Source organism: Flammeovirga sp. AWQ4_249 (assembly GCF_056161045.1).
Window position 1 is genome coordinate 361,740 of sequence record NZ_JBSWYJ010000001.1, and the last position, 15,824, is coordinate 377,563.

General features: G+C 32.8%; 13 protein-coding genes. 7 read left to right on the top strand and 6 right to left on the bottom strand.

The genetic code is table 11. From position 1 onward, the window contains the following. Nucleotides 1-196: 196 nt before the first annotated feature. Nucleotides 197-1,921: a hypothetical protein gene (locus ACXAHM_RS01425; protein ID WP_474958606.1), complete on the top strand. Its 1,725-nt coding sequence runs from the start codon at nt 197-199 to the stop codon at nt 1,919-1,921. A 23-nt stretch (nt 1,922-1,944) separates the two neighbouring features. Then, complete coding sequence (locus ACXAHM_RS01430; protein ID WP_474958607.1) at nt 1,945-3,345, top strand: DUF5723 family protein; 1,401 nt, start codon at nt 1,945-1,947, stop codon at nt 3,343-3,345. Between the two features lie 48 nt (nt 3,346-3,393). Here the strand turns inward: ACXAHM_RS01430 and ACXAHM_RS01435 are convergent, their stop codons facing one another. The 3 genes from ACXAHM_RS01435 to ACXAHM_RS01445 all read right to left on the bottom strand — a co-directional run bounded on the left by ACXAHM_RS01435 (nt 3,394) and on the right by ACXAHM_RS01445 (nt 7,628). Beyond that, on the bottom strand, nt 3,394-4,692 hold the full coding sequence (locus tag ACXAHM_RS01435; protein WP_474958608.1) for a pyridoxal phosphate-dependent aminotransferase: 1,299 nt from the start codon (nt 4,690-4,692) through the stop codon (nt 3,394-3,396). Nucleotides 4,693-5,143: 451 nt separating this feature from the next. Continuing rightward, complete coding sequence (gldA, locus tag ACXAHM_RS01440; RefSeq protein WP_474958609.1) at nt 5,144-6,055, bottom strand: gliding motility-associated ABC transporter ATP-binding subunit GldA; 912 nt, start codon at nt 6,053-6,055, stop codon at nt 5,144-5,146. Between the two features lie 37 nt (nt 6,056-6,092). Then, nucleotides 6,093-7,628: an FGGY-family carbohydrate kinase gene (locus ACXAHM_RS01445; protein WP_474958610.1), complete on the bottom strand. Its 1,536-nt coding sequence runs from the start codon at nt 7,626-7,628 to the stop codon at nt 6,093-6,095. A 69-nt stretch (nt 7,629-7,697) separates the two neighbouring features. Between ACXAHM_RS01445 and ACXAHM_RS01450 the strand changes: the two genes are divergently transcribed. The 3 genes from ACXAHM_RS01450 (at nt 7,698) to ACXAHM_RS01460 (ending at nt 10,217) form a co-directional block, all read left to right on the top strand. Beyond that, the gene (locus tag ACXAHM_RS01450; RefSeq protein ID WP_474958611.1) at nt 7,698-7,925 is read left to right on the top strand and encodes a hypothetical protein; all 228 of its coding nucleotides are present in this window, start codon (nt 7,698-7,700) and stop codon (nt 7,923-7,925) included. A 155-nt stretch (nt 7,926-8,080) separates the two neighbouring features. After that, on the top strand, nt 8,081-9,457 hold the full coding sequence (gad, locus tag ACXAHM_RS01455) for a glutamate decarboxylase (protein ID WP_474958612.1): 1,377 nt from the start codon (nt 8,081-8,083) through the stop codon (nt 9,455-9,457). A gap of 118 nt (nt 9,458-9,575) precedes the next feature. Next, complete coding sequence (locus ACXAHM_RS01460) at nt 9,576-10,217, top strand: hypothetical protein (RefSeq protein ID WP_474958613.1); 642 nt, start codon at nt 9,576-9,578, stop codon at nt 10,215-10,217. Here ACXAHM_RS01460 and ACXAHM_RS01465 read toward each other — a convergent pair. The 3 genes from ACXAHM_RS01465 to ACXAHM_RS01475 all read right to left on the bottom strand — a co-directional run bounded on the left by ACXAHM_RS01465 (nt 10,214) and on the right by ACXAHM_RS01475 (nt 14,378). After that, nucleotides 10,214-12,079, bottom strand: coding sequence for a M23 family metallopeptidase (locus ACXAHM_RS01465; protein WP_474958614.1), 1,866 nt, complete (start codon nt 12,077-12,079; stop codon nt 10,214-10,216). The genes ACXAHM_RS01460 and ACXAHM_RS01465 overlap by 4 nt on opposite strands. A 78-nt stretch (nt 12,080-12,157) precedes the next feature. Then, nucleotides 12,158-12,985 carry an energy transducer TonB gene (locus ACXAHM_RS01470; protein ID WP_474958615.1) on the bottom strand — a complete coding sequence of 276 codons (828 nt, stop codon included), beginning with the start codon at nt 12,983-12,985 and terminating at the stop codon, nt 12,158-12,160. A 340-nt stretch (nt 12,986-13,325) separates the two neighbouring features. Next, complete coding sequence (locus tag ACXAHM_RS01475) at nt 13,326-14,378, bottom strand: aminotransferase class V-fold PLP-dependent enzyme (protein WP_474958616.1); 1,053 nt, start codon at nt 14,376-14,378, stop codon at nt 13,326-13,328. 166 nt (nt 14,379-14,544) lie between these two features. On the opposite strand from ACXAHM_RS01475, the gene ACXAHM_RS01480 reads away from it, so the two are divergent. After that, nucleotides 14,545-15,342 (top strand): queuosine precursor transporter, encoded by a 798-nt coding sequence (locus ACXAHM_RS01480; RefSeq protein ID WP_474958617.1) that lies wholly within the window; start codon nt 14,545-14,547, stop codon nt 15,340-15,342. 32 nt (nt 15,343-15,374) lie between these two features. Continuing rightward, entirely contained in the window at nt 15,375-15,719 is a 345-nt protein-coding gene (locus ACXAHM_RS01485) for a hypothetical protein (RefSeq protein ID WP_474958618.1), read from the top strand. Nucleotides 15,720-15,824 lie beyond the last annotated feature (105 nt).

The following is a 15,824-nucleotide window of genomic DNA, read 5'->3' on the forward strand; positions in this document are numbered from 1 at the left end:
TTATTCTTAAAATTCCGTACTTGAATTTGCTAAATTTCAATTAAATATATCATTAAATCCTTTTTTTACCTCATTCTTGAAAAAACAATATTTTAAATTATCCGTAAAAGAAAAAAAGTGTTAATTTTAAATAAACTAATATTTTTAAACGCTGTAACATTATAAGAAGTATTTTTTCTCTTCTAAACATTACAAAATGTATAACAATACTTATTTATTACAAAAAAAGAGTATAGTCACTATATTTTTAGCTCTTTTCTTTAATGGATGTGGCCCTGAACTCAACGAAATCGAATTACCACCAATAGAAAATTATAAAGTAGGAGTTCCTCTTTTTGATGGAAGTGTGGCTTTTGAAGATTTACTATCAGAAGATGATTTAGATATGTTGGAAACTGACCCAGAGACCAATAGTCTCTACTTTGAGATACTAGATTCAATCGAGATAGCATCAACAAATGATATTGTACAAGCTTTTGGTAGTACAAGTGAAGAAGATTTTTTCAGTTTACAGTTTCCAAATCCAATTCCAGGCATTGGTGTACCAGGTGTAGATGATCTATCAGTAGCATTTACTGTAAATTCTTCAGGTGCTTGTTCACAAGCAGATTACTGTATCAAATTATTAAATGATGTAGAAGATGCAGTTGCCATTTCATATATCCGTTTTAAAAGAGGTGGATTACAAATCGATTATACAGCTAATCTAGGAGATATTCTCACATTAACAATGGATAATATCACAACGGAGAATGGTTCATCTACAATCACCGCTACACATACTGCAGATTTTAATGGTACACAACCTCCTTTGACACTTGATCTAACAAATGTTGAAATGGACTTAACACAAACACCTATTTTGACGATCTCATTAGTGGATGAAAATGGAAATGATGCAGGTACGATTACTAGTGTTCAGTTAACGCCAACTAACTCTGCAGATAGAATTAAAATGTTATTCCAATCGGCTAGAGATGCAGAAATTGATGTGCCAACAGCTCAAATTGATACAGATTATTTATCAGATATTTTTCCAGAAGACACGGATGTTACATTTAAAGCACCAACTGTAAAATTCTCATTTTACAATCCAGTTGGAGCAGGAATTGATGTGGACTTAGGATCTAATACAGGGACTTCTCCTCCCAAAAATGGAATTATTGCAATTGATGGAGATGGTAATACCAGACCTGTGAGTTTTAATACAGACTCTACCTCAGCTCTTAAAGGAACTTCATGTAGTCAGGTCATCAATGTTTTAGCAAGTACAGATTTTGATAATATTGCCCAAACCAACGTTTTTGTTTGTGAAACTGATGAATTGTTGAATATGCGACCAACACAAATGGTTTATGATGGTACCGCTAGATATTCAATTGCTGCAAATCAGGAAGTATTGTTCACTGCAGCATCAGAAGTAAAGGCTTATTTTTATGTGAAAATTCCATTGTTTATTGGTTTTTCTAGTATGCCTTACACAAGTGGATCTGACCTAGATTTAGAACCTACAAGTGAATTAGAAGAAATAACAACTGCAATTATACATTCCGAAATCACGAATTCGATTCCTATTGGAGGATCTCTAAAATTAACCATAAAAGAGTCTGAGAATGGGGCAACAACTGCTGAGATTTTCTTAAATGGAAATCAAGATGGACAAGATCTTATTAAAGCAGCGACAACAAATCCTGATGGTACAAATGCACAAGAAGTAACAAACTATCTACAAACCTCATTAACAGGTGAAGAGGTTAGAGCAGTTTTAAATGCAGGTTATCTAGAAATGTCTTTTGATGTAAAAGCAGATGCAGATACTTTGACTTCAGTACCTGATCCCGTTGAAATAACTAGTACGCAATCTATGTATTTCAAAATGGGACTTTACTTAGAAAGCACAATTCAATTAAACTTCGATTAACTCTCTTTACTTGACATACTCAGATGAAAAATCTTAAATATATAATCTGTCTCTTTCTATTGATTACTTCAATGCAAATTAGTTGGGGGCAGCAAGTCAATACATTATATTTTATGAATAGTGTTCCGCAATCCATGAAATATAATCCAGCAAAGCAGTCCGAACATAAATTTACTTTGACGGTACCTGTCGTAAATATGTCCTCTCATTTATACAATCAATTTAATTTTGATGATGTTACTTATGAGGAGAATGGAACTACATTTTTAGATATTGATGGATTCTTAGGGAAATTAGATCCTGATAATACACAATTGTCACAAGTTTCATCAGAATTGATGGGCATTTATTATCAGAAAAATAACTTTGGATTTCATATTAGTGCAAACTACCAAGTCATTGAGCGTTTAACCTATTCAAAAGGAATGTTTGAGACACTTCTGAAGGGACCTGCTTCTGATGGAGTTTTAGGCGTTGAGCAAGATATGAATTCAGTGATTAATGCTTTTGCTTTTTATGATTTGACAATTGGCGGTAATTATCGTATTAATGAAAAATTAGTCGTAGGCGCAGCGTTTAAAGTTTTATTTGGAACACATCAAGTACAAGCAAATATTAATGGTAATTTTCTTCAAGATAATCCTCCATTATATGGGATTACAGTTGGTGGAGCTATTGATCTTCAAACTAGAGGATTAGGTGATGTTGTAGATGAAAATGGTGATTTACTTTTAGACGATGAAAATCAATTTACGGATTCGTTTGGTTCACTTTCAAATACTGGATTTGCTATTGATTTAGGAGCGGTTTATGAATTTTCTGATGAATTGACTTTTGAAGCATCAGTAAAAAACTTAGGAGCTTTATATTGGAAAAATGATGGTTTATTTAGCTATTCTGCACCTTTGGACAATATTTCATATTCTGGTATTGATCCGGGAGCTTTATTAGAAGGTAATGTTGATGATGCTTTTCCAACTGTGTCTGATTCGATTTCATTTAGCCAAGTAGATACCTTAGGTGTTGATAATAAATCAAGTTTACCTACAGTTGTAAATTTAGCAGCGACGTATGAAGTATTTAATCATGCAACAGCAGGAGTTCTTTTCTCTCAAATGTTTTATGAAGGAGATTACTTTCCTTCTTTAACTTTATCTTTGGATAAACAATTTGGAAAATTCTTTGGTTTAGGATTAAGTTATACGATTGATAAGTATAGCTATACTAATTTAGGGGCAATGGTTTCATTTGGTTTTCCTGGTTTCCAACTATACGCAGTATCTGATAATTTACTAACAGCAGGATTTCAGTGGGATCAAGCCAAGACTGCTAATTTACGTTTTGGGGTAAATTTACCTTTTGGAAAAGTTGAAAAAGAAGATAAAATGCCTGCGAGTTTAAAAAGGCGATTAAAGAAAAACTAGAAAAAAAAATAGATACGAAAAAGGCCAAGTTCTGAACTTGGCCTTTTTTTATTGACAATACTCAATGACAGCTTCTCTGATATGAGTAAATGTTTCTTCTAATAACGCTTCATCTTCTTCAAGTAATGTAACTCTGAAACCTTGTAACTCTGAACAGAATGATGAAATAGGAACGACACAAACTCCTTTTGCAGCAAGCAAATTATAAACAAAACGTTTATCATGTGGCATATCCTCTGCAGTCCATTCTTTTAACATGTTCGCCACTTTTGGATCATCCACTTTTAAGGATTGTCCATCTTTCAATACTCCGTCTTTAAAAATGATAGTATTATAAAATGCACCATATGTTTTATTAAAAGTAAGTTGTGGAAGATCACCAAGTAAATCAGCAATGATTTCAGCTCTACGTCCAATCGCTTTATTTGCTTCATCTCTGTAGGGCTGATATCTTGGATCTTTCATGATCCTTGGAATAGCCATTTGAGGAAGTTTTGTAGAACAAACCTCTATCATTTTAGCATTATCCAATGTTTGACATAAAGAATTGAATTGTTGATCACTTACTTTATTGTAATATTCCATCCAACCACATCTTGAACCTGGCCAAGGGAATTCTTTTGAAATACCTTTTAATGCAATACCAGGAACATCGCCGATATATTCAGCTAATTGATGTGTTTCTGACCCGTTGTATGTAACATTAGAGTAGATTTCATCAGAGATTAATATTAAATTAAACTCTTTTGCAATCTCAACAAAACGTTCCAAAATCTCCATCGGATAAACCATTCCTGTTGGATTATCAGGATTGATAATTAAAATCCCAACAATATTTGGATTGTACTTTACTTGTAAGTACAAATCTTCCATATCTGGATACCAATGATTTTCTGGATCTAATTTATATGTCAGTGGAGTCGTATTGGCGTGGGCGGCTTCAGCAGAAGAGTGAGTAGAATAGGCGGGTGAAGGCCCAATTATTCTAGAAGTAGGTAATAAGAATTGGTATAGTTTAGAAATTGCATCTCCTAAACCATTAAAAAATAAGATATCGTTAGCATCAATTTGTGCTCCTTTCAAAGCATTTGTTCTTTCAGCTAAAAATTCTCTTGTTTCTAAAACACCTTTGGAATGACAATAGCCAAAAGTATCGTTTTCATGCAATAAATTACTGATAATATCTTTCATCCAATCTGGCATTTCTGCATTTTTTTGAATTGGATCACCGATATTTTCCCAATAAATTTTACGACCTAGTTTACGAAGGCTGTCTGCTTTTTTTACAATGCCTCTGATTTCATAACTAAGTTCGTTTGCACCTTCTCTTAAAAGTTTCTGTCTCATCTCTCTGTTTTTTGAAATTACCCGCCAAAGTAATTCCGAATATCAAATAGGAATAGTGTACTAAGTTACACAAATAGCAATGTGACTTAGAATTTAAAGATAAAATTGCTTCTTGATTATGAGAATATCAACATTCTTAACAAGTTATTGATAATTTTTCCTTGAGAAGGGTTGAATAATACAAAATTGCAATGATTATCAACAAAAGAGATGAGTTTATCCATTGAAAGTGAATATTAAATTAATCTTTACAATAAATAAATGTTATCAACAATGTGTGCGTTAGTAAATAGATTTTAATGAGTAAAGAAGTTTGAAATATAAAATATTAGCGTGGACAATGTGAATAACTTTAGTATAAAAGTATTTTTGGAATATCTATATAAATCAAAAAAGATGATATTAATTAAAATTAAATAAAATATACAATTCATATCATCTTTTTTGATTTTTATTTTTGAGCTAGTTGTGTGAATATTTCTTCCATAGATTGAATTTGAGTATTCATTTCTATTATGGCTTGTTGATTATTTGCTGAAGCTCTAAAAATATCACCTCTTAGATCTAGATCGTTCGGGTAATAAATTTGATACTCTTGATCTGAAAGTGCTTCTACTTTTTCAACACCATCGATACCATGAATAAATGCTGCTGAATTGGCATTTTCAAAAGTGATATTCAAGATTGTTTTAGAACCATAATGACGTAAATTCTTAACGCTATCATTTGCTACGATATCACCTTTTCGTATAATGACAACTTTATCACACAAGTATTGAACTTCCTGCATAATGTGCGTAGATAACATTACTGTTTTATTTTGGCTAACCTTTTTAATTAAAGCCCTTATATCTTCTAATTGAATAGGATCAAGACCGGTAGTAGGCTCATCTAAGATCAATACTTCAGGATCGTGAATTAAAGCTTGAGCTAAACCTACTCTTTGACGGTATCCCTTAGAAAGAGCACCTATTTTCTTTTTTCTTTCTAGTGTTAAACCCGTCAATTCGATCATTTCATCGATCTTATTTTCTTTAGCTTTCCCTTTTATTTTATAAATAGAGGCACAATAATCAAGGTATTCACGAACATACATGTCCAAGTATAAAGGATTATGTTCAGGTAAATACCCTACTTTTTTCCTTACTTCTACAGGATCATTGACTACATCATGTCCACAGATTGATATACTCCCACTTGTTGGAGGAATATAACAAGTAGCTATTTTCATTGTTGTAGACTTTCCTGCTCCGTTAGGCCCAAGAAAACCAAGAATTTCTCCTGGTTTAGCCTCAAATGAAATATTATTGACAGCAGTTTGTTCGCCGTATATTTTAGTTAAATTTTCAACCTTGATACTCATAAGGGCGAAGATAAAAAAGTGTGAGGAGAGATATCAACTATTTTTTAGGGTAGCCCGTAATTTTTTGAATCTTTTTATAAATTGGCTGTAATTGAGGGTAGATATTAAGGTAAACTTCTTGGTAAAGTTGCTTATAAATGGAAACCTCTTCTTTTTGAGGATAGAAAGTCTCTTCAATTCTGGTCATTTTTTCAATGGCAGAAGCTAAATTATGTTTACCTAAACCTATATACCCAAGCATTGCTGCTCCTAAAGATGAAGTTTCATAAGTATGTGGTCTATGTGTGGGTAAGTTGAATATATTAGCTGTTAACTGCATAGCTATATCACTTTGTGATCCACCACCAGATACCCTAAGTGAAGTAAGTTTTGTCCCAGTCCTTTTTTCAGTTTGTACAGCTCCATATTTTAATGCATAGGTAATTCCTTCCAATATTGCCTTATAGATATGTCCCTTTGTATGTACATCTCCAAAACCAATAATACTTCCTTTTGCTTCTTTTCCTGGATGTTTGATGCCTGGTGACCAAAAAGGTTGCAAGGTAAGTCCCATTGATCCAGGAGGAATATCTTTTATCATTTTATCAAAAAGTTGTTCAGCAGCAATTCCCATTTCTTCTGCTTTTAAAACTTCATGATGACCAAACTCTTTTTTAAACCAACTGATCATCCAAAATCCTCGATAAACCATTATTTCTGTATTGTTTGTTCCTTTTATCGCACTAGAATAGGAAGGAAAGAATGGAATGACTTCTTTGTACTTTTTAATATTGGTCGAAATCGTTGCTGTAGTACCAAAACTTAAACACCCAACTTCAGGAGAATTACTTCCTGTGCCTAACATTTCACAAGCTTTATCAGAAGCTCCTGCATAGAGTGGAGTCCCTGCTTTTATTCCAGTTTGTTCAGCAGCAATTGGGGTAATATTTCCTATCCATTCACTTGGAGAAACGAGTTCAGGTAACTTATCCATTGGAATAGAAAACATGTTGTGTTTTTGATCATTCTTGTCAGCCCAAGTATGTTTTTGATGATCAAAAGGAACATAGCCTACCATATTACCAGTCGTTTCGATAAACTGATCGGTTAATTTGAAATGAAAGTATCCTGAAAGAAATAATAGTTTATGTGTTTTTGCCCAAATTTCAGGTTGATTTTGTCGAATCCAATTGGCTTCACATTCTTCAATAGCATGTTCAACAATTTCATACAACCCTAAAGCTTTCATTCCAATACGCATGAAGGGAGAGGGGTACTCTTCCATCTTTGCTTTTCTTTGGTCTAGCCAAACTATCGCAGGTCGTAATGGATTTCCTTCTTTATCTACATTAATGATAGTTCCTCTTTGGGTAGTAACAACAACTGCCTCAATTTCAGTATCCTTCTTTTCAAGGAGTTTTTTAATGGTCAAACATGTTTGTTCCCAATAATAATCAGGTTCTTGTTCAGCCCAACCTGCCTTTTCTGAAAAATAAGGTTCAATTAATGTTTTATGGATAGTATGAATTGTTCCATTTTCATCTATCAAAGCCGCACGGATGGATTGTGTTCCGGCATCAACTGTAAGTATCATTGTTGTTAGTCTTGTAAAAAAGTGTGTTTATTGTTTATCTTTCGGAGAATAAAGTAATGATACTATAAAATGAGAAAAGGAACAAAAAGATACTATGGTAAAATGATTACCGATTCGGCACAATCATTTATTGGGAAAGAGGTTGACATAATATTAAAAAATGGTCAAAGTTATCATGGTGTTGTTAAATCAGTATCAGATTCAGCCTTCCAATTAACAGATGGATTAGCAGGAAAACATGATTTATTATTCATAAACATTGATGAAATTATTAAATCTATTCCTGCGAAATATTAATCCATCAATTTACTAACTTTCTCAAAAAATATACTTAAATTTTATTAACGCTATTTCTTTTGATTTTAAAAGTAACATTGTAACCCGCTGTTGCTTTCCTCGTATAGAAGTTACGGTATATAAACCATTTACAACACACACACATACTATTTGTCATGTACAATAAAAGAAGAATTAACGATCCAAAGGCAAAACATAATTATGTTAGGTCTATTCGTAATAACGTAGAAGTTCCAAAATATCAATTACCAGAACATCAAATGGATCCTGCTCAGGCTTACAGTATTATTCATAATGAATTAATGCTTGACGGGAATGCTCGATTAAATATGGCGACATTCGTAACAACTTGGATGGAACCAGAAGCCAAAATATTAATGGCAGAGACTTTTGATAAAAATATGATAGATAAGGATGAATATCCTCAAACAGCAGAATTAGAAGAACGCTGTATTAATATAGTTTCCAAATTATTTCATGCTCCAGAAGATGGCAATGCTATAGGTTCCTCAGCAATTGGTTCAAGTGAAGCTGTAATGCTTGCAGGAATGGCCTTCAAAAGAAAATGGAGAGATAGACGTAAAGCTGCGGGGTTGTCTTATGATAAACCAAATCTGGTATTAGGAACAAATGTTCAAGTCGTTTGGGAGAAATTCTGTAGATATTGGGATGTTGAACCAAAATACATTCCAATGAAAAAAGGAAAATATACAATCACAGCAGAAGAGGTGGTTGATGCGATAGATGAAAATACAATTGGCGTAGTGGCAATTCTTGGAACAACTTTCACAGGAGAGTTTGAACCAATTGAGGAAATCCACGATGCTATGGTAAAAAATAATAAAAAGACAGGGTGGGAAACTCCATTGCATATTGATGCCGCAAGTGGAGGTTTTGTAGCTCCATTTATCCATCCAGCTTTGAAGTGGGATTTTAGACTTCCATTGGTAAAATCTATTAATGTTTCAGGACATAAATACGGTCTAGTCTATCCTGGTATCGGTTGGGTAGTTTGGAGAGATGAATCTGAGTTACCTCAAGACTTGATTTTCCACGTTAATTACTTAGGTGGTGATATGCCAACTTTCACTTTGAATTTCTCAAGACCAGGAAATCAGGTTGTTGGACAATATTATAATTTTATAAGGTTAGGAAAGGAGGGATATCGTCAGATCATGAAAGATTTACAAGGTATTGCCATGAAAATTTCTTCTGCAGTGAAGAAAATGGAATACTTTGAACTACTAAGTGATGGTAGTGCTATTCCTGTATTTGCCTTTAGTGTAAAGGAAGGAAGAAACTTCTCTGTTTTTGATATTTCAAGTAAATTAAGAGAAAGAGGTTGGTTAGTTCCTGCATACACAATGCCTGCTGATACAGAGGATGTTGCTGTATTAAGAGTAGTAGTGCGTGAAGGATTTAATAGTGATATGGCGGATATGCTTATTAACGATATTCGAAAAGCTGCTGAACACTTTATTTCTTTAGGTAATAGACAAAAAAGAACGTCTGGCTCAAGTTTCGCTCACTAAAAAACAAAAAGCTCATCATTTACTTCTAAATAAATGATGAGCTTTCCATACTAAACAATAAACAAATACACTAACATTTTTGAAAATCTACTTCAAGAATGAATTAATACATTTTCTCATGCATATTCATTTTCATGCCGTTTCATCAAGAAAATTAGTCATGTCGACTTCTATTCTATTTATGATTGGTGCATCATGTTTTGTCTTTTCTAGCGTTGTATTTTTATTTCCGAATCCTAATGCAACTGTTTTAAATTGGATTTACTTTATTGGTTCGATACCTTTTACATCAGCTGCTTTTTTACAATTGTTAGATGCGACAAATCAAAAGGGTCAAGATTGGAAACTTTGGGCAGTAAGACCCCAAAATAGAGGATATATTGCTGGCCTAACGCAATGGATTGGAACAGTTTTATTCAACTTTAATACATTTGATGCAACTCGCAATTTAACTTTGCTACAAGAGGATTTCTTTATTTGGACACCTAATATGTTAGGATCAATACTTTTCCTTGTATCAGCATATTATCTATGCAAGGAAGCTAACTTTGAATTTAATCTAAAGCATAGAGAAAATTTAAGCATTTGGATCAACATGTTAGGGTGTATTACTTTCATGTTATCTGCTTTAACATCTGTCTTTCTACCTACAGCGTTACCAGAATTTTTTGGTGTTTTTGCTTTAGTAAATACTGGTCTAGGAGCAGTTTGTTTCTTTACAGCAGCAGCTATAGGATTAACACGTTTACCTCAAAGTTAAATTGTTTTCTTATAAGTGGAAGAATTTCCCGCTCCATCTGTAATGATCATTTCAAATTTACCTTTTAATGGCTGATTCGGATCTAAAAGACGCGTTTGTATGTAATCTTTCTTCGCGTCATATTCTAGGAGAATAAATTCACCATTTAATGTAGCTGAATAACGGCTTACTCCAGATTCTTCATCTTCTACTTTAAAACGTAGTTGATTATTTTTCCACTTTTTTAGAGGAATGATTTTAGGAGGAGTAACTTCTGGTGCTAGTGTAAAATCTCCTAATCTAGATGTTCTAAATGTAATAGTATCTCCATGCCATTTGCCTCCTACAAAATGTGCATCACCATCTTCATCAATACGGTATACATAATTATCAGGAGTAATTAATGTGGAATCTTTAACGACATAATCAATCGTGATTTTGGCATGCACATTTGTATAATACTCATTGATTTTAAAAGTATTTCCTTTCTCCTCTACTGTTACATAAAGAGTGTCAAAAAGAGAATGTTCTTGAAAATCAAAAGCGAAATTTTTATCGTAATATTTTACATGAGCATTGTTAGGGACTTGGTATTTGAGGTGTGTATCAATGTGTAATGAATCCATTGAGCACATGAAAGGAAGTCCTTGCCTTAAATCCCAAAGGTAATAATTTACATTTCCTTTGTGATATGCTGGCTGAATCATCTGATTCCAAAGTGGAAAATGAAGTTCTAATTTTTTTCCTTTTGGTGATGGTACAGCAATTTTTAGAATATTTTCTTCAACAGTGAGCGTATCAAAATGTTTGCTAGGTTTTGGAGTTGGATTGGTTCCATTAATTTGAAAGTTCACTTCTGTATAATTTTCAAAACTATCCCAAAGTTCTATTTTGACTTTCTTTTTTTCGTTTGGATTTATAGTAATGAAACCATTCAATGTACTATCAGGGTAAATAGGAAGATGATTACTATCAAATTGATAAAGCCTCTGATATCTTCTTCTTTTATCTAAAAATGCTTTGTAATCAGTGAATGTATTAATATTGGCACTTAGATCGAATGGAATTTTATTAATTTCATGTTCATAGATTAATTGACCATTATCATAAACCTTAATACGGTTGATACCATATTTATTGTAAGTTCCTTCTGCTTTATCATAGGTGTCAATCTCAATTCCTACTTTACCTAAAGCATGAAAAGGTGTCTGGGTTGTATATCTACCTTTTGCACCATTTGTTGATTTTAATTTTGGAGAAAATTCTCCTTCAACACGACTGTAAATATCCAAAGGTCTGACTCTAATACCTCTAACTGTCGGAGGAATATGGTCAACAACTTCATTAAAATTAAAATGGACAGGATTTAAAGGTCTTTCCTCTTGGTCTCTAATTTCAAAATGTAAATGAGGGGCAGAAGATGAACCTGAGTTACCTGAGTACCCGAGGATATCTCCTTTTTTAAATACAAATAAATTAGAAGGAAGGTGTTCGAGGTTAATCTCAAAAGATTTCTTTTCGTATTGCTTTTGGACAATGTATTTTTCTAGCTCTGGATTGAAACGTTGGAGATGAGCATAAACAGTCCAATAGCCATTAGGGTGCATCATATAAATAACTCTACCATAGCCATAAGTAGAAACTTTGAGCCTTGTAATGTATCCATCATCAGCAGCATAAACAGGTAATCCTTCTATTCCTTTTGTTTTAATATCTAATCCTCCATGAAAGTGAGTTGTTCTTAGTTCTCCCATTGAACCAGCAAAATAATTTTGTTTGCCAGGCTGAATAGGAAATAAATAATCAGGTTCTACAACAGTATCTTGAGCAGATAATGAAAGACAATACCCCCAAAAAATAAGGAACAACTTTAGTTTTTTCATGAAATTATAAGTGTTAGCTAAAAAAAAACCGATGTTACACTAAATATAACATCGGTTTTTAATATTCAAAAAATAGGATTAACCTAATTTGAATGAGATTGGTAATACCATTCTTTGTTTTACTGCACGACCACGTTGCTTACCTGGCTTCCACTTAGGAGCTTTCTTCAACACACGTACAGCCTCTTCGTCACAACCAGCACCGATACCACGAACAACTTTGATGTCTGTTAATGTACCGTCCTTGTCAACTACGAATTGGATGTATACTTTACCTTCCACACCCATACGCTTAGCTTGTGAAGGGTATTTCATGTTTTTACCTACCCATTTGTAGAATTTACCCATACCACCTGGGAAACCTGCAGGGTCCTCTACGATTTCGAAGATTTCTTCAACAACTTCTTCTACTTCTTCCTCTTCAACTTCTACTGCTTCTTCAATTACAGTTTCTTCGTCAAATTCTTCTGGAATTTCGATTTCAATTTCGTCCTCGATTTCTTCTTCGTCTGGCACCTCAACAATTACTGGAGCAGTAACTTTTGGAGGTGGAGGTGGTTGTTGTTGCGTTACAGGAACGTCAACCATTTCCTCATCGATAAAATCAACTGATCCTAAATCAATTAATTCTGACTCTTCATACGAAGGGAATTCCAATGCCACTAATACGAATAAAAGTGAAAGTGAAAGACCAATTAAACCAAACAATGTAGAATATTTTGAAACGTCTACATCATTGTACTTTTTTACAAGAATACTTCCTTCTTGTCCTGATTTCTTTCCTGCTAAAATGTCAGACCCAGTTTTATTGATAATAAAACGGAAAATCTGAATTAATGCTAGGAAAAAGACTACGAATAAGACAATTGTCCAAATCGCGCCTAAAGATCCTAAGATACCTATCATCTGAATACGAATTTAATGCTGCGAATAATCCAAATCATAATTTATTCAGCGCCCGAAATTACAACTACTATCTGTCATTTACAAAAAGAAACTGTAAAAGACGGTTAAAAATTGTTTATTCGACCTTATTGCCAAACGCAATTAATCCACAAAATAAAAAGGTGATTTCGTTTTAGGAGTATTTTTAACTGTTTTAACAATAAATTGTAAAATATATAGCCAATTGTAGGGATTTCTATATAAAACTACTAATTAACTGTGTTATTCATTGTTTATTTGGAAACCTAAAAAAAGACTCTTTTTCACTAATAGAACTTTTAGAAAGAATGATTTGTTCCCTTTAGACTTTAAAACTTTCTAAAAAAACAAATAACTTTTGAAAATCACTATCCGTATGTGCAGGAAAGTTGGCAATTCGAAACGAATTACTTTTCCAAGGGCCATATCCATTTCCCAATAAAATACCATTCTCTATGGCTTTCTTTTTTATTTCTTTCAATTCTTCAGGTTGACATTTTAAACCAATCACTGTTTCTGATTGTAACTTAGAATTATCAGTTAATAAAGTATACCCAAGACGAATGGCTAACTTTTTTAATCGAAGTGCTCTTTTTTTGAGGCGTTCATGTTCGATGTGAATTTGCTTTCTTTTCTCTAATACCTTTTTCAGTAGATATATATTAAGAATATTAGGTGTATGTGTTGTTTGAAATTTTAATGTATTGTTATGAATAGAATGTAAAGCATTATAATGAAAATCATTTTGGCTCATTTCATCTATAGCTTTAGGTGAACATACCATGACAGCTAATCCAGAAGGAAGACCAAAACATTTTTGAACGGAAGCAAACCATATATCAGCTGTATTCCAATTTAATTTAACACCGGACATTGAACTTGTAGCATCTACAAAAACTAATGAATTGGGATAATATGCCCTAATTTTATGGAAAGTCTTCTGATGTACTTTTGTTGTATTTGAAGTTTCACAGCTTGTCAAACAAATGATATTTTTCTCCTTCTTATTTTTAGTGATTTTTTTGACACTAATTCGTCGATGAATGGGATATTCTATATGTTTTACTTTTTTATTTATATGTTCGTTATAATTCGCCCATTTTTTTCCAAATGCACCATTATATATATGTATAAATGGTAGTGAAAAAGATTGACTACAGATTTCCCAACATTCCGTTGCACTTGAAGTAAAGAATATTTTATAGTTTTTAGGGATTTCTAATTTCTCTTTTAAAGTTTCTATACATGAAACCATCAGACCCATAAATTCAGGGCTCCTGTGATTATACTCCAAGATTTGAGAAGTTATCGCATCAGCCATAGCCGATTTTACAGAAGCATCCAATTTACTTGGACCAGGATAAAATGAGATCATAATTAGAATTTAAGTAAAACATCTTACAAAGATAAGAGTTAATAAAAAATGATAATCTAAATCTTCGTTTCATCTACAAAGAAATTTCACTATTAATATTAGATTGTATATTTTTATTGAACATTCATCATCTTCAGATTTTTTTTAACGATCCAATTTTAGTTTAATGGACCAAAACAAACAAATAAGCGAAAAGAAATACCAAACTCTATATATAGGCCTTTGTGCTATCTTTCTGACGAATGCAATTGTTGCGGAATTAGTAGGGCCGAAAATATTTTCATTAGAAGCATTTTTAGGTGTGGCTCCCATGCAGTTAGAAGTATTTGGTTCATTTGTCTTGGATTTTAATCTCACTGCAGGTGTTGTGATTTGGCCAGTTGTTTTTATAACAACAGATATTATTAATGAGTATTTTGGAAAAGCAGGAGTGAAAAAAATCTCTTTTATCACAGCTGGGCTGATCTCCTATGTATTTTTCATTATTCTATTTGTGACAGATTTACCTCCCGCTCAATTTTGGCTTGATTTAAATGCAACAGACACACAAGGGAATCCTTTTAATATAGAAGAAGCGTTTGATAAAATCTTCACACAAGGACTTGGGATTATTATTGGCTCTTTGACAGCCTTTTTAATTGGTCAGTTTTTGGATGCACATACTTTCCAATGGTTGAGAAAATTTACTGGAAGTAAGCAGATTTGGTTGAGAGCAACTGGATCAACTTTGATTTCACAATTAGTAGATAGTTTTGTGGTGTTAGGAGTGGCATTTTATGTTTTTGGAAATTGGCCATTAGAACAGGTTATAGCAGTTGGTATTATAAATTATATCTACAAATTCGGAATTGCGGTCTTGATGACACCTGTATTATATATTGCACATTATGTGATTGATGCCTACCTTGGTAAAGACTATGCTGAGACAGTAGCTGACAAGGCCTCTCAAACCAATTTATTTTAGATTAAACACCCTAACATTTAAACACATTGATCATGCTAACAAATGTAGATTTTGAAGGACTTTATGATATCGCTGATGGAGATGAAGATTTCTTATTTTCTATTTTAGTAGTTATTGAAAAAAATCTAAGAGAATTTCCAAAAGAAATGCAAGCATTACTGGATACAAATGAAGTAGTTGCTTTTGGTAAAAAGGCACATAAGTTGAAATCTAGCACTGCTTATTTGGGACATGAAGAAATGGAAGCTTTATTAATTGATATGGAAGATGCTTCTAATCACTCTTTAGATGCCTTAAATTATAAATTAAAGCGTTTATTTGAATTGTCAAACTTTGTATTAATTGATATTCAGAAGAAAATTGAAGAATTATCCTAAAATTTAGGTAATGTTTTCAATTATTAGATGAACAATCCCTTAAAGTTCACGAACTTTGTACTTAGAAATCTATGTTATGTCATAGAATGTTTACTGCCGTGTTGG

Excerpts from the sequence above, each read along its gene's own strand:
- ACXAHM_RS01445 (WP_474958610.1), bottom strand. The coding sequence starts at position 7,628 with ATGATACTTACAGTTGATGCCGGAACACAATCCATCCGTGCGGCTTTG.
- ACXAHM_RS01435 (WP_474958608.1), bottom strand. The coding sequence starts at position 4,692 with ATGAGACAGAAACTTTTAAGAGAAGGTGCAAACGAACTTAGTTATGAA.
- ACXAHM_RS01465 (WP_474958614.1), bottom strand. The coding sequence starts at position 12,079 with ATGAAAAAACTAAAGTTGTTCCTTATTTTTTGGGGGTATTGTCTTTCA.
- ACXAHM_RS01425 (WP_474958606.1), top strand. The coding sequence starts at position 197 with ATGTATAACAATACTTATTTATTACAAAAAAAGAGTATAGTCACTATA.
- ACXAHM_RS01480 (WP_474958617.1), top strand. The coding sequence starts at position 14,545 with ATGGACCAAAACAAACAAATAAGCGAAAAGAAATACCAAACTCTATAT.
- gldA (WP_474958609.1), bottom strand. The coding sequence starts at position 6,055 with ATGAGTATCAAGGTTGAAAATTTAACTAAAATATACGGCGAACAAACT.
- ACXAHM_RS01460 (WP_474958613.1), top strand. The coding sequence starts at position 9,576 with ATGCATATTCATTTTCATGCCGTTTCATCAAGAAAATTAGTCATGTCG.
- ACXAHM_RS01430 (WP_474958607.1), top strand. The coding sequence starts at position 1,945 with ATGAAAAATCTTAAATATATAATCTGTCTCTTTCTATTGATTACTTCA.
- ACXAHM_RS01485 (WP_474958618.1), top strand. The coding sequence starts at position 15,375 with ATGCTAACAAATGTAGATTTTGAAGGACTTTATGATATCGCTGATGGA.
- ACXAHM_RS01470 (WP_474958615.1), bottom strand. The coding sequence starts at position 12,985 with ATGATAGGTATCTTAGGATCTTTAGGCGCGATTTGGACAATTGTCTTA.
- ACXAHM_RS01475 (WP_474958616.1), bottom strand. The coding sequence starts at position 14,378 with ATGATCTCATTTTATCCTGGTCCAAGTAAATTGGATGCTTCTGTAAAA.
- gad (WP_474958612.1), top strand. The coding sequence starts at position 8,081 with ATGTACAATAAAAGAAGAATTAACGATCCAAAGGCAAAACATAATTAT.
- ACXAHM_RS01450 (WP_474958611.1), top strand. The coding sequence starts at position 7,698 with ATGAGAAAAGGAACAAAAAGATACTATGGTAAAATGATTACCGATTCG.